We start from the raw sequence: 13628 nt of genomic DNA on the forward strand, positions 1-13628 counted from the left end.
CTGGCGGCGGTCCGCTGCTACCGTGATCGGGTGGCTGCCATCATCGTCCCCGTCGGCTTCGACAACGGCCCGCGCTATGACCCCGACACGCCTGAGCGCGGTCCCGAGTTCTACGCGGTCGTCGAAGGACGCAATGTCGTTGAGCTGCCGCTGGAGGCCTATGAGGTCTGGCAGTCCGCGCACGTCGATGTCCGCAGTCATGCGAGCGGTGACTTCGCTCGCGACCGGCTGATCCAGCTCGGCGAGCGCGAGGGACGTGACACCGCCGGCATCGTCGAGAGGCTTGTCAAGAGTGGACTGCTCGCCGAGTACGAGGTAGGCACGCCGTCGGCGATCCAGTTTCTGCAGACGCACCGCCTCTTTCCGACCGGTGAAGGCATTGGTAACTCGCAGGAGCATCCGGAGCTGTTCCAGATCGGCCGCAACGGCGACGTGTTGCTTGAGGTGGTCAGCGAAGTCTTCACCTTCTGGACGGTCGCGTTCGCTTATCCGTCGATGTGGGACGCGGTGCTCGAAGACGCCAGGACGATCCCGCCGGGTCTGCCGTACTCGAACGCCGAAGAGCTCGGCTATCTCCTCGCGGCTGCTGTGCCGATGATCGTGTCCACGCGCACGGGGATGTTAATGCCGCTATGACTGATCCCGGAGGCTTCGCCAAGTCTGGCGTCATCGGCCGCTACGGTCAGAAGAAGCCATCGTTTTGGCAGCGGCTGAAGAAGGCGCCTGTTGTCGGTACGGCGATCGGTACGACGCAGGCGTGGCAGAAGAAGATGTGGTTCGAGCTTCTTGGCCGGGTGTCGGCGATCGGTACGGTCGCTGGGGTGTCGATGACCGTGGTGCCGCACCTCCCGCCGGCCGCGCAGGCGATCGTCATCGGTGTGCTGTCGACCGGCGCACCGGCCGGTGCGCTCGGCAGCGCCAACTCCGAGGGCCTGAAAACCGCCTGGGACACCTGGCGGAAGAATCACCGCGCTCGCAAGGAGACCAAGCCTGTCCCGGAGCCTGCGGTCGACTCGGTGGAGCGGCGGTTGTCGCGGCTGGAGACGGCCGACATGGACATGCGGCTCAACAATGCCGCCGTACTGGCCGAGCTGGCCAAGCTACGCGAGCAAAACACCGCGCTGCAGCAGTCGAATCATGCCGTACGCTCGCAGAATGTCGAGCTTTTCGACGAAAACGCGCAGCTGCGGGACAAGGTCGCCTCGCTCTGGGAGGTGGTCCAGGCGCATTCGGTGATCCTCAAAGGCCAGGAAAGCCAGCTGGCCGACCACGACAAGACGCTCGGTCGTCAGGACCAGAGCCTGACCCGCCACGACAGCGCGCTGGCCGGTCACGGCGAGACGTTGCTGGGCCACGAAAACCGGCTCAACCAACACGAGGCGATGCTCCGCCGGCCACCGGAGCCACCGACCGGCCCGCCACCCCAGCCGACGCCGCCCTCCCCGGATCCGCTGGTCGACGCGCAACAGGCCTGGGACCTGAACGCCAAGGCTCACGAGTCCTTGGCACGCACCAAAAAACAACCCGAGGAAGAGTCGCTGGCATCTTTCGACCCCAACTATTTCCTCAACCCCAGGATCGACCCCAACCAGGGTCCGCAGCGCTGATCGAGTACGTAACAATTGCCTTGCGGCAAAACTCGTCTAGTGCTCAGGTATGCTGCGCTGCGCTTTCAGGTACGCGCCGCAGGCGAGGCCGATGACGGCGGCGATCAAGTGGCCGATGGTCACGAAGTCGGGGATGCCGGCCAGCCAGCTGCCGCCGACCAGCGGCCACACGAAAAGCAGTGCTATCACTGGGAAACGCCACATCCGCGGCAGGTGCAGCGCGCATGCGGCCAGGCAGGTCTGGGCGCCGTAGCTGATGCCGAAGTCGAGTGCCTCGCGGATGGTCGGCGGATAATAGCCGTCGGCGATGGCGTACGCGATGACCGGCGCGGTCAGCAGGGTCGCGCCGACGTGGCCGGCGGCGAAGGTGGCGACGGCGCGCAGCTGGCCATAACGATGTTCCAGCCAGGCAAGGCAAACCACGATGCCAAAGCCGAGCGTGATGATCGTACCAACGAAATCCAGCGTGTCGATGCCGGTCAGGGTGCCGTCGAAGAAAAACGCGCTGCCAAACAGTGAGCTGATCGGATGGTGGCGCAGGTTGTCGAGGTTGGTGCTGACGGCGAGCAGCAGGCGACGCGCGGTGTCCGGCTCGAGCGCGTGGTCGACGAAGACGTGGACGGCGACGAGCAGCACGAGAAAGCCAGCCGTCACCGGACTACGTCGCGGATAGCTGGCCAGCCGGCGTACGACCCGGAGCGGCACGACTTGAGTCTAGCGAGGATCTATTCTAAAGTTCGTTAGAATAGTGGGGGTGGCGATGGGATTCGTGGAGGAGCCGGTGTACGCGCAGCTCGCGCGGATCGGCAAGGCGGTGTCCTCGCCGGTACGCCTGCGCCTGCTCGACCTGCTTGACCAGCACGAACTCAGCGTCGAGCAGTTGGCCGAGGAGGCCGGCGTGGGGTTGAAGAACACCTCCGCCCAGCTCCAGCACCTGCGCGCTGCGCACTTGATCACCGCGCGCAAGGACGGCAATCGCGTGCTCTATCGGCTGGCCGATCCGGACGTGTCGGTCTTCCTCGGCCACCTCCAGGACTTCGCCGCCGGCCGGCTGGCCGACCTGCGCGACGCGGTCGCCGATCTGCTCGGCGAGCCGGGCGAGTGGCAGCCGGTCACCGCGGAGGAACTGCGCGGTCGCCTCGAGGACGTCGTGGTCGTGGACGTACGCTCGCCCGCCGCGTATGCCGAATGGCACATCCCTGGCGCGATTTCCATCCCTGGCAGCAAAATCGTCGACCGCATCGACGAACTGCCGAAAGGAAGGGACATCGTGGCCTATTGCTCCGGTCCGTACTGTGTCGCCTCACCGAAAGCCGTCCGTCAGCTGCGAGATCACGGCCGGCGAGCTCGCACTCTCGCCGGCGGTGCCACCCGTTGGCGCCGCAGCGGTCAACCCGTCGAAGCGTAGGAGGAGAAATGCGCGTCGTTGCTTTCGATCATCTCGTGCTCGTTGTCGCCGATGTCGAACGTTCTTTGGACTTCTATCTCGACAAACTCGGTCTTGAGCCGGTACGCGTGGACGAGTGGCGCGACGGCAAGGTGCCGTTTCCGTCCGTACGCGTGAGCCCGTCGACGATTATCGACATCGTCAAGGGCGAGCGGTCGGAGTCCAATGTGGACCATTTCTGCCTGGTCGTGGAACCGCTGGACTGGCAGGACGTTGTGGACTCCGGCACCTTCACGGTCGTCGACGGCCCCGGTCCGCGCTTTGGCGCGCGCGGCACGGCGCAGTCGCTTTACGTGCAGGATCCTGACAAAAACACCATCGAGCTGCGCTATTATCCCGCTTGACGCGATCGGCGGTCTCGCTGCTGAGGCTGACTAGCGGCAGCTGACCGGCACGACGGTCAACAGCTTGTCGAGTCCGGCGAAGTCGGCTGGATTGGTCGTATAGATCGGAAGCCGATGCGCGACGGCGACACTCGCGATCATCAGATCGGTCATCCGTCCGCGCGGCCGGCGTCCGGCGGCGAGCACCGCGGCGACGACACGGCCGAAAGCGCGCGCGGCCTCGGTGTCGAACGGCAGCGGGTCAAACTCGGCTTCGGCGCGCTGCAACACATCCAGCCGCTTGGACCGCTCCTCCGGATCGTCCGTGTGGTGCGGTCCGGCGGAAAGCTCGGCGAGGGTGACCGCGCTGATCGACATCGTGTCCGGCAGGTCGGCGTGGTCGATCCGCCGCCGCAGGATCAGGACGTTGGTGTCCAGCAGGCCGCTGCGCTCAGCCGGCATACGGATCGCGCACGTCATTGTCGACCGCCGCGTCCAGGTCGGCGCGGAACCGGTCGGCGTCGACGTACGCCGCGTTCACCGACATCGCGGCGAACTGCTCTCTGGTGACCGTCCGCTGGCGGCGCAGCGGGATCAGCTCGCCGATCGGCTTACCGTTACGCGTCACGACAAACTCCTGTCCCTGCTCGATGGCGTCCATGATCTCTCCCGATCTGTTGCGCAGGTCGCGCTGGCTGATCTCTTCGGCCGCCATGGCACTACGGTAGCACCGCGTGCTACTGCGTGCCACATGCCAGGCTGGCCGCCGATTTCGCGAAAATGCACGGTCGACATCGGACATATCCACTGGTGGGCGGGGCAAATTTGCGAAGTCAGGAAAGCGGTGCACCTCGGTACGAGGTGATGCCGCGCAAGCGTGGACACGGATTGCGTGGCGGGACGGTGACGTGCAGCGATCCGTCGTTTGTCAGCTCACGCGGCAACGGACCGCCGAAAAGGCGCAGCGCCGTCGTATGGCTGACCACCGTCCCGGCGGGAAAAGTCGCCACCAGCGCTCGCGCCCAGCTCCAGACGTCGGTGAGGTCGCACTCGAATGCGAGCTTTCCGTGTGCCAGTCGAGCAATCCGTCGGCCGCGGAGCTGCGCTCGGGTCACACCGTGCCGCAGTGCCTGCCGGCGGCTGAAGCCACCCGGGAGGTCCGGCGGCAGCGGCTTTTCCTTGGTCATACGGCAAGCTTGCTCGCTGCGAGCCGTACGACCACGACCACCGACCAAATCTGTGGACAGCGGATCGCTCTGTGGAAAAGCCGCCACCCGCGGGTTTTCGTGCTAGGGCATGCTTCGAAACAGACCCTAACCGTGGACCGTACGCCGTGGACCGAAGGTGTTGTCGTGGCTGAACGGCTTGCCGTCCAGGTTCCAGCTCCACGAGATCGTCGGCGTGATCCGGATGGTGTCCGCAGACGGAAACCGGCTCTGGCGCTCGACCAGGTCAGCGGTGCCGTAAATGCGTACGAACCGCGGAGCCCACGGATCGGTGGAGGCGAGGTCGTCGACGACCAGGCACACTTTTTCGTTGCCGGCGGCGATGTTCTTCCACTTGCGGGTGGTCGCCGGGTCCATGCCGCCGACATAGACGTACGGCCCGTCGACCTCGAAGCCCACCGGCGCGTTGTCGGGCTGGCCGTCTGTCGCGACCGTGGCGAGCCGGCCGAGTGGTTGCGAGCGCAGATAGGCGAGTTCTTCTTCGGTGAACGACATGCGCGCAAGAGTACAACGCTCGCGGCAACAGTTAAAACGCTAACTGCAAAGCAGTGCGGTCCCCAGCGGCGTACGGCTGTGCAGCATCGAGTTGCCGGCGCGGCGGCTGACGATCAGGCCGGCACGGCGCAGCACCGTGGCGTGCTGGCTGGCCGACGCCAGCGAGATGCCGAGGCGGCGCGCGAGCTCGCTGGTGCTGCAGCCGGCCTCGTCCAGCTGTCGCAGCACCTCGCCGCGCGTGGAGCCGACCAGCGCGGCCAGCGCGTCCTCCGAGCTCGCGACGCGCGAGTCCAGACCGGCGTCGTGCTCGACCGGATAGACCAGCGTCGGTGGCAGCGTCGGATCGAGCAGCGTGACCGGATAGTGCCAGCAGAAGACCGACGGCACCAGCAGCAGGCCACGACCACCGAGCCGCAGCTCCTGCTCGACCGGATATTCGACCTCCAGCGTCGGCGGCCGCCAACGCGCCATCGGTACGAGCGACTCGAGCAGGGCCTCGGCGCCGCCGTCGAGCAGCGCTCGCGCACGTATGGCCCGGTCGGCGTCGACGAGCGCGTGCATCCGTTGCGCGTACGGTCCGATGGCCGCGCGGTGATAGCTGGCGAGCGCGTTGGTGACGTTGTGCATGGTGTCCGCGCGCCAGGTCGGCAGGTCGCGCCGCATGTCGGCCGGCTGCTCGGCGGCGAGCAGCTCGACCTCGTCGGCGAAGCGCTGCCGAGGCGTGCGCGCGACCGCGGCCATCCCCTCGGCCACCGGCCCGCTGTAGGCCGGCGTCAGAAAGTCCGGAAAATAGCCTTGTGTCGGGATGAGCGGCCGCAGCGTACGCAGCACCTCGGGCGACACCGTCGACGCGACCCGCGCCGCCGTACGCTCGCGCCACCGCGCGAAGGTCGGTCCGCCCTGCCGCGTCCGCAGCATTTGCAGGCTGAGGACCGTCTCCCACAGTGCCTGTGGCTCCCGGGCCACGCGCAGTCGACCGAGGTCCTCGCCGTCGAACCAGATCCGCAACACGCCGCTCACCCGCCTCGTGGGGTGTTGACAAACCGCATCGGAGTTTTGGCCAGCGATGAAAGATGCGGCGCTTCCACCGCATCCGATCCCATTCTGGACGAAGCGTGATCACTGTAAAGGGGAAAGAGGGAGAAAAGTGATGATGCGACGAATGACAGCGGCGATCGCGGCGGCGGTCGGGCTCAGTTTGAGCCTTTTTGCCGGGCTGGATGCGGCCTCCGCCTTCGCCGTCACACCGACCGGCGCGGTGCTGAGTCCGGTGCCGGCCGCCGCGAAGACCCTCAGCTACACGTGGCAGGGCCAGGAGCGCTATTACTACTGCGGTCCCGGCGCCGTACGGATGGCGCTGAGCGCGCGCATCTCGCCACCGTCCCAGACCACCATCGGCGACTACATGGGGACGGACGAGAACGGCACCGACGACACCGCCAACACGGTGGCCGCTCTCAACCACTTCCTCGGCACCGGCTGGTACGAGCGGAAGCCGGTGAGCGATCCGCCCACCCAGGCACAGCGCGACCTGCTCAAGTATGACCTGGTCTTCGACGTCGACCGCGGCTACGCGATCGTCGCGAACGTGGTCAGCGGCTGGCGTCCGCCGGGTTACCCAGGTGGCACGATTTACCACTACGTCGCGGTGGTCGGTTATGCCGACGACGGTGACACCGCGATCATCGCCGACCCGGCCGGCGCCGGCGCCGGTGGCTCCAGCTGGGGCAACGTGCCGCAGCAGTACGCGATCAGCACGTACGACCTCGGCACCTGGATCGGCGTGAAGGCGTACGCCGCCTGACACAGCGAAAAGGTCCGGCTCGTCAACGCGAGCCGGACCTTTGCCGTCTACTTCACCGCGTACGCACGGATTATGGTGGCGCTGCTGGTGTTTCCGGCCGTGTCGACCGCGTTCGTACGCAGTGACACGAATCCGTTGGCCGGATTGTCGACCACGGTGACCCAACGGCCGTCGCCGGCCGGCACGGTCAACGCCTTGCGCCAGGTTTTTCCGTCATCCACGGAGTATTCGACGGTCGGCAGCGTGACCTTCGGCTTGCTCGCGCCGACCTGCCAGTTGAGGTTGACCGGCAGCACGAACCTGCCTTTTCGTGCCCGATCCACATCAGCTGCGAACCGCAACGTGAACAACGGCAGGAAAACGCCGCGATAGTCGGTCGTCTTCTGGGTTGTGAACGTCCAGGATGCGCGTACGTCCGTGGAGGTCGGGATGGCGGTCTGCGCCAGCTGCGCTTCCAGTCGGAAGCTGGCCTCACCCGACGGTCCCTCGTAGCCGAGGCCGTCCGCGCCGCGTTCGGCGATTTTCACGCCATTGCGGTAAAGAACGCTGGAGTCGGCGGTCGCGCCGGCCGCGATGCCGCCGTGATGCGGATCGCCGTCGGACATCATTTCCAGCGGCACGATCATGCGGTCCGGATAGACGCGGGCGCTGCGGATCGCGTCGGTGACACTCGGTCCCATGATGCCGCCGAAGAACGTCTCGTCGTGTTTTCCAGCCTGGTAAAGCTTTCCGTCGGTCCACTGCTGGAAGTCACCCTGTACGTCGTAGAGCAGCCATCTCATGCCAGGCGTCAGATACTGGACGTAGTCGGCCGTGGGGTTGGTGTCCTGCCCGAAAGACAGGCCGGCGGTGGTGAGCGTGCCGTCCGGGAACATCGCCGTCCCGGTGCGCGAGGTGTACGGATCGGCGCTGACCTTCTGTTGCCGGTTGTGGACGACCGCCAGTCGCGAGGTCTTCACATGCTGCGTGAACCCGTCGTACATCGTGCCATGCCGCTGGTCGCTCAGGTGATAGGCGTACGGCGAGTTGACGAAGTCGCCGTTGGGGCCCGGCTCGGCGAAGGTGGTGGACACCGCGGCCTCGAAACGGTCTTTCGGGCCGGCGCCGCCGAGGCTCGCGCTGCGCAGGCCGTCCAACGTGGCGCCCTGGGAACCGACGCCGACATCCAGCGCATTGGTCCGGAAAAACGCGTCAACCTCGGCCGAGGACAGGCGCGCCGTCGGGTTGTCGACGGTCACGTCGAGCGGTTTGGCCTGGCGCGCGTCGGCGTGCAGCGTGATGTCGTGGTCGAGGTTGACCACCGGTGCGGCGAAAACCGACGACGGATCGGGGGATCCCTTCGGTCCGACCAGGAACATGCCGAATCCGTAGGTGCCTTTCGGGACGCGTACGGTCATTTTCCCGGTCTCGATGGCGCTGGGGCTGAAAAAGCCCGGCTCGGTGGCGTTGTAGTCGGCGAGCACACCGACCATCGCGTACGGAGTCCTGCCGTGCACATCGATGCCGGTGACGGTCAGTGTGTATTTTTCGGCTTCCTTGTTGACCGCGATCGGTGTGCCTACGGTCTGGTCGCCACTGGTCGCGACGATCCGGCCGGTGTACTCGCCGATCGGTGCGTCGCCCCTGGTGTTGGTGGTGACGGTGACGCTGGCGTCGCCGCCGGCTGGCACCGTCAGGTTTGTGGTCGACAGCGCGAAAGTGCCGTCCGGTGCCGGCTGGCCGCCCGGGCTGGTGGCCTCGACGGAGAGCGTCAGCAGCAGCGGACTCTTTCCGTAGTTGTGATAGCTGACCTGACGATCGACCGGTGTGTCGTCGTTGTGTGGCCACAACTGTGTTGGTACGGAAACGCTCGGCGGACTGGCGACCAGGTTTTGGCTGACCGCCCTGCCGATGTCGACGCGCCCGGCGCCTTGGCTGAAAACGCCGATGCCGTCGAGGGTTTTCGCCGACGCCATCAACGCGGTCTTGATCTGCTGGCCGGTCCAGTCCGGATGCTCGCCGGCCAGGATCGCGGCCGAGCCGGTGACGTGCGGTGTCGCCATCGAGGTGCCGTCCAGCGACACGTACCGAGGATTGTCGGCCGGCGTGCCGATCACGCCGTTTTTGGCTCTGGCGGCCACGATTCCGACGCCAGGTGCGGCGAGGTCCGGCTTGATCGCGTCGTCCTCGGCGCGCGGTCCGCGGCTGGAGAAGTTGGCGAGCTTGTCCTGCTTGTCGACCGCACCCACGGTCAACGCGGCGGCCGCCGTGCCTGGCGAGCCGACGCAGCCGTCACAGCCGTCGTTTCCGGCCGCCACGACGAAAAGCGTGTGCGTGCTGGCGCTGAGATCGTCGACCGCCTGCTCGATCGGGTCGATGCCCGGTGAGTCGGAGCCACCGAGGCTCATGTTGACGACATCGGCGTGTACGGTCTGCGCGGCCCAGGTCATGCCGGCCAGGATCGCCGAGTCCTCGCAGTACTGGTCGCCGCAGACTTTGCCGATGGCCAGTTTGGTGTCTGGTGCGACGCCTTTGTATTTGCCGTTGGAGGCTGCGCCGGATCCGGTGATGATGGATGCGACGTGCGTGCCGTGGCCGACTTTGTCGTCCAGGGTGGTGTCGGTGAAGTCCTTGGTTTCGCTGATCTTTCCGGCGAAGTCCGGGTGGGTGGCGTCGATGCCGGTGTCGAGGATGGCGGTGGTGGTGCCTTTGCCGGTGAAGCCGGCGGCCCAGGCGACCGGCCCGCCGATCTGCGGCACGCTCTGGTCGAGGGTGACTTTTCGCTTGCCGTCAAGCCAGATCCTGGTGGCTCCGGACTTGTCGGAGGAGGACCAGAAAGTGCCGGTCTTGCTGGCGGTCGCGGCGGTCATGCCCAGCGCCGGCAGGTCGCGGCGTACGGTGGCGCCGGCGAAGCTGGTTTTCCGGTCGTGGCCGACGATCAACGGCAGGTCGGACCGGTGCGCGTCGTCGTATCCGTCCGCGACCAGGGTTGGCACGTCGAACAACCGCCGGTCGAGCGAGCCGCCGGCGATCATCGGCATCGCGTCATTGGGGATCACGTATTTGTGCTGGCCGGCGGTGATGGTGCCAAAACTCACCTTCTCGCGGCCTATCCCCGGCCGTACGCGCAACTGGCCGTTGGCCAGCACGGTGACCCTGTCGCCGGTGACGAGCGTGACGGTCTTTCCGTGGGAAGTGGCCGGTGGAGCGGCCGAAACCGCTCCACCGGTCATCGAAAGGGTGGCCGCGACGGTCATCGCCACCGTGGCGATGACCAGCGGCCGGCTGGTTCGATGTCGCATCCTGAAGTCGCTCCTTCGTCGTTGCCCCTAACGCAGACGCGTCGGCGAGGCAATCGCTTGCAGCGACGTCCGGATGCGGTCAGCCGATGGCGTACGCGCGGATGATGGTGGCCGCGCTGGTGTTTGCGGCAGAGTCGGTCGCGTTCGTCCGCAGCGACACGAATCCGCTGGCCGGATTGGTGACTTTCACCGTCCACCGGCCATTTCCGGCCGGCGCGGCGGCTGTCTTTTGCCAGGTCCTGCCATCGTCAGTGGAATATTCGATGGTCGGGTTGCTGACGGTCGCCTTCGCGGCGCCGTCCTGGCGGTCGACGGTCACCGGGATGGTGAACGCGCCGGCCGGTGCTTTGTTGCTGTCACTGAGTTTCGGCGTGAACCGCAGCGCGAACAACGGCAGCACGTCGCCCTGGTGGTTGGTGGTTTTCCTGGACGCGAAGGTCCAGGAGGCATCCACCGTCGTCGACACCGGCATGAAGTGCTGGACCTGGTGTGCCTCCAGCTTGTACGTCGCATCCGTCGCCGGTGCCTCGTAGGTCAGCAACGTGCCGTCGTCGCTGTGCGCGACTTTGGTGCCATCGCGGTAAAGCGTCGCGGTGTTGCTGTCAAACGTACGCGCCACACCGCTGTGGGTGAGGTCGCCGTCGGAAAGCAGCTGTGGCGCGGCGAAAATCCCGTTCGGGTATTGCACTGTGCGAGCGTCGACCGTGTGCGTCACGAACCGGAATCCCGGACCAAAGACACCGCGGTCGAAGTCCACCGTGTGCTCGCCACGCGGGTACGTCCGAGCCTGGCTGGCCTGCATGATGTCGCTGGACAGGTGGGACGCGCCGACCGTGTTGACCAGGCTCCACGGTGCACCGGGGGACAGGTACTGGTCGATGGTCGCCGGTCCGCCGTAGACGGTGCTCGAGCCGGCCGGAAGGCCGTCCGGCGTGGACAGCCACACGAAGCGATCGATGACCGCGGCACCACCGGGATTCAGTTCGCGGTTTTTCACGTGTGCCAGCTCGCTGGTCTTCGCGTGGATGGTGACGCCGTCGAACATCGCTCCGGCCTGCGCACGGCCGAGATGATAGGCGTACGGCGTGTTGGAGATGCCGCCGTCGGCGTCCCTTTTCGCGTATCCGGCCGAAACCGACGCGTAGTATTGCTTGCCGCCGCGTCCGTTGCTGCCGGTGAAAAGGCCGGCGCCGTCGCCGAAGCTGAGGATGCCAGATGAGAAATAGCCGCCGGCGTAGTAAAACTTGCCGCTGATGTCGACGCCGGAAGCCGAGGCGTCCGGCCGGTCGACGGTGATGTCGACCGGCTTCGCCTTCCGCGCGTCGATCGTGAGCACGGTGTCGCGGGTGAGGTTGATGACCGGCGTGTCGATGTCGGTGCCGGTGGAGCGGTCGGCCGGGGCGAGGTAGACACTCAGTCCGTACGTCCCCTTCGGCTGGCGGATCGTGAAGGTGCCGTCGCCGTCGGCATCTCCGCCGAACTGCGGACCACCGACCGCCGCGTAGTCGACCAGCATGGTGCTGACGATGCCCGCCGGAGCTCCGGTCCGGTCGACGCCGACGATCGTGAGGTTGTAGCTCTCCACCTCTTTCTCGACCGCGATCGGGGTGCGTACGGCCTGGTTGCCGCCGGTCGCCACGATCTGGCCGGTGTACCTGCCGTCCGGTCCGGCAACCCTCGTGTCGGTGGTGACCGTGACGCTCGCGTCGCCGCCGGCCGGCACGTCGATCGTCTTGGCGGACAAGGCAAACATGCCGGCCGGCGCCGGTTTCCCGCCCGGTCCGGTGACGGTCGCCGACAGTGTCAGCGATACGGCGCTCTTTCCGCCGTTGTGATAGCTGACCTCTTTCGCGACCGGCTTGTCGTCGTTGTGCGGCCAGTACTGTTTCGGCACCGACACGCTCGGCGGGTTGGCGGTCAGCTGCTGGCCGACCGCCTTGCCGACATCGACACGGCCGGCGCCCTGGCTGAAGACGCCGATGCCGTCGAGCTGTTTCGCCGACGCCATCAACGCCGCCTTGATCCGCTGGCCGGTCCAGTCCGGATGCTCACCGGCGATGATCGCGGCGGAGCCGGCGACGTGCGGGGTCGCCATCGACGTGCCGTCCAGCGAGACGTACTTCGGGTTGTCCGACGGCACCCCGATCACGCCGTTCTTCGCTTTGGCGGCAACGATGTTGACACCTGGCGCGGCGATGTCCGGCTTGATCGCGCTGTCACCGATGCGTGGCCCGCGGCTGGAGAAGTTGGCGAGCTTGTCCTTCTTGTCCACCGCCGCGACGGTCAGCGCCGAGTCGGCGCTGCCTGGTGAGTTGACGCAGCCGTCGCACCCGTCATTGCCCGCGGCGATAACGAAAAGCGTGCCGGTCGCGGCGCTGAGGTCTTCCACCGCCGTCTCCAGCGGGTCGAGGCCAGGAGTGTCGCCGCCGCCGATGCTGATGTTGACGACCTTCGCGTGTACGGTCTTGGCGGCCCAGGTCATGCCGGCCAGGATCGCCGAGTCCTCGCAGTACTGGTCGCCGCAGACTTTGCCGATGGCCAGTTTGGTGTCTGGTGCGACGCCTTTGTATTTGCCGTTGGAGGCTGCGCCGGATCCGGTGATGATGGATGCGACGTGCGTGCCGTGGCCGACTTTGTCGTCCAGGGTGGTGTCGGTGAAGTCCTTGGTTTCGCTGATCTTTCCGGCGAAGTCCGGGTGGGTGGCGTCGATGCCGGTGTCGAGGATGGCGGTGGTGGTGCCTTTGCCGGTGAAGCCGGCGGCCCAGGCGACCGGCCCGCCGATCTGCGGCACGCTCTGGTCGAGGGTGACTTTTCGCTTGCCGTCAAGCCAGATCCGCTGGATGCCGGCCGCCGTACGGCCAGAGGTCGTGGCGCTCGACCAGAAACCGGCCTTCTTGTCCGCGCGTACGGTCGTGAAGCCGGCCGTCGACCGGTCCTGTTTCACCGTGGCACCGGCCACTTTTGGCTGCGCGCCGGTGGTGTTTTGCAGGATCAGTGGGATGTCCGGCCGGTGCGCGTCGTCATATCCGTACGACCGCAGGGTCTGCAGGTCGAACAGACGCAGGTCGAGCGTGCCGGCGCTGACCATGCGCAGCGCGTCGGCCGGGATGACATATTGGTGGTCGCCGGTCCGGTCGTGGCCGGACCGGACCGTGAACGGCATCTTCTCGCGGCCCTTGCCGGGGCGTACGCTGACCCGCCCGCCGGCCAGCAGGGTCACCGTGTCGCCGGTGACCAGCGTTATCGTCGTCTTTCCGGTGGATTGCCTGGCAGGCGCGGCCGAAGCCGGGCCGGTCGACGCCGTCGCGGCCAGTGCCAGCACCGCGGTCGTCGCGACCAGTGCGCGATTTCTCAACCGATGACGCATATGTTTGCTCCCGTCTCCGGGACGGTCGTGCCGGTATGCCGGCAAAGTCCCGGTAACGACTCGACTTCGGCCGGGCGC

At 66.6% G+C, this 13628-nt stretch carries 13 protein-coding genes; 5 read left to right on the forward strand and 8 right to left on the reverse strand.

Annotated elements, in window-relative coordinates; all coding sequences use genetic code 11:
- Positions 1 to 30 precede the first annotated feature (30 nt).
- Together GNX95_RS18960 and GNX95_RS18965 are read left to right on the forward strand one after the other, a co-directional pair.
- Entirely contained in the window at positions 31 to 636 is a 606-nt protein-coding gene (locus tag GNX95_RS18960; protein WP_163508738.1) for a hypothetical protein, read from the forward strand.
- Complete coding sequence (locus GNX95_RS18965; protein ID WP_163508739.1) at positions 633 to 1607, forward strand: hypothetical protein; 975 nt, start codon at positions 633 to 635, stop codon at positions 1605 to 1607. The genes GNX95_RS18960 and GNX95_RS18965 overlap by 4 nt, the downstream gene beginning before the upstream one ends.
- Before the next feature lie 36 nt (positions 1608 to 1643).
- Here GNX95_RS18965 and GNX95_RS18970 read toward each other — a convergent pair whose 3' ends face one another.
- Positions 1644 to 2312 (reverse strand): rhomboid-like protein, encoded by a 669-nt coding sequence (locus GNX95_RS18970; RefSeq protein WP_163508740.1) that lies wholly within the window; start codon positions 2310 to 2312, stop codon positions 1644 to 1646.
- 55 nt (positions 2313 to 2367) lie between these two features.
- Here GNX95_RS18970 and GNX95_RS18975 point away from each other — a divergent pair, with 55 nt between their 5' ends.
- Both GNX95_RS18975 and GNX95_RS18980 read left to right on the forward strand, forming a co-directional pair.
- Positions 2368 to 3015, forward strand: a complete 648-nt coding sequence (locus tag GNX95_RS18975) for an ArsR/SmtB family transcription factor (RefSeq protein ID WP_163510108.1) — start codon at positions 2368 to 2370, stop codon at positions 3013 to 3015.
- An 8-nt stretch (positions 3016 to 3023) separates the two neighbouring features.
- On the forward strand, positions 3024 to 3398 hold the full coding sequence (locus GNX95_RS18980; RefSeq protein WP_163508741.1) for a VOC family protein: 375 nt from the start codon (positions 3024 to 3026) through the stop codon (positions 3396 to 3398).
- A gap of 30 nt (positions 3399 to 3428) precedes the next feature.
- Here GNX95_RS18980 and GNX95_RS18985 read toward each other — a convergent pair whose 3' ends face one another.
- The 5 genes from GNX95_RS18985 to GNX95_RS19005 all read right to left on the reverse strand — a co-directional run bounded on the left by GNX95_RS18985 (position 3429) and on the right by GNX95_RS19005 (position 6118).
- Positions 3429 to 3839 carry a type II toxin-antitoxin system VapC family toxin gene (locus GNX95_RS18985; protein ID WP_163508742.1) on the reverse strand — a complete coding sequence of 137 codons (411 nt, stop codon included), beginning with the start codon at positions 3837 to 3839 and terminating at the stop codon, positions 3429 to 3431.
- On the reverse strand, positions 3829 to 4092 hold the full coding sequence (locus GNX95_RS18990) for a type II toxin-antitoxin system Phd/YefM family antitoxin (RefSeq protein ID WP_163508743.1): 264 nt from the start codon (positions 4090 to 4092) through the stop codon (positions 3829 to 3831). The genes GNX95_RS18985 and GNX95_RS18990 overlap by 11 nt, the downstream gene beginning before the upstream one ends.
- Positions 4093 to 4210: 118 nt before the next feature.
- Positions 4211 to 4564 (reverse strand): hypothetical protein, encoded by a 354-nt coding sequence (locus GNX95_RS18995; protein ID WP_163508744.1) that lies wholly within the window; start codon positions 4562 to 4564, stop codon positions 4211 to 4213.
- A 126-nt stretch (positions 4565 to 4690) separates the two neighbouring features.
- The gene (locus GNX95_RS19000; protein ID WP_163508745.1) at positions 4691 to 5098 is read right to left on the reverse strand and encodes a PPOX class F420-dependent oxidoreductase; all 408 of its coding nucleotides are present in this window, start codon (positions 5096 to 5098) and stop codon (positions 4691 to 4693) included.
- 39 nt (positions 5099 to 5137) lie between these two features.
- Positions 5138 to 6118: an ArsR/SmtB family transcription factor gene (locus GNX95_RS19005; protein ID WP_222853749.1), complete on the reverse strand. Its 981-nt coding sequence runs from the start codon at positions 6116 to 6118 to the stop codon at positions 5138 to 5140.
- Positions 6119 to 6260: 142 nt separating this feature from the next.
- On the opposite strand from GNX95_RS19005, the gene GNX95_RS19010 reads away from it, so the two are divergent.
- Positions 6261 to 6902 (forward strand): C39 family peptidase, encoded by a 642-nt coding sequence (locus GNX95_RS19010; RefSeq protein WP_163508746.1) that lies wholly within the window; start codon positions 6261 to 6263, stop codon positions 6900 to 6902.
- Between the two features lie 47 nt (positions 6903 to 6949).
- Here GNX95_RS19010 and GNX95_RS19015 read toward each other — a convergent pair whose 3' ends face one another.
- Positions 6950 to 10183, reverse strand: coding sequence for a S8 family serine peptidase (locus GNX95_RS19015; RefSeq protein ID WP_163508747.1), 3234 nt, complete (start codon positions 10181 to 10183; stop codon positions 6950 to 6952).
- A gap of 79 nt (positions 10184 to 10262) precedes the next feature.
- Positions 10263 to 13550, reverse strand: a complete 3288-nt coding sequence (locus GNX95_RS19020) for a S8 family serine peptidase (RefSeq protein ID WP_163508748.1) — start codon at positions 13548 to 13550, stop codon at positions 10263 to 10265.
- Positions 13551 to 13628: the final 78 nt, after the last annotated feature.

The organism is Fodinicola acaciae (assembly GCF_010993745.1).
In the GTDB taxonomy this organism is placed as follows: Bacteria; Actinomycetota; Actinomycetes; order Mycobacteriales; family HKI-0501; genus Fodinicola; species Fodinicola acaciae.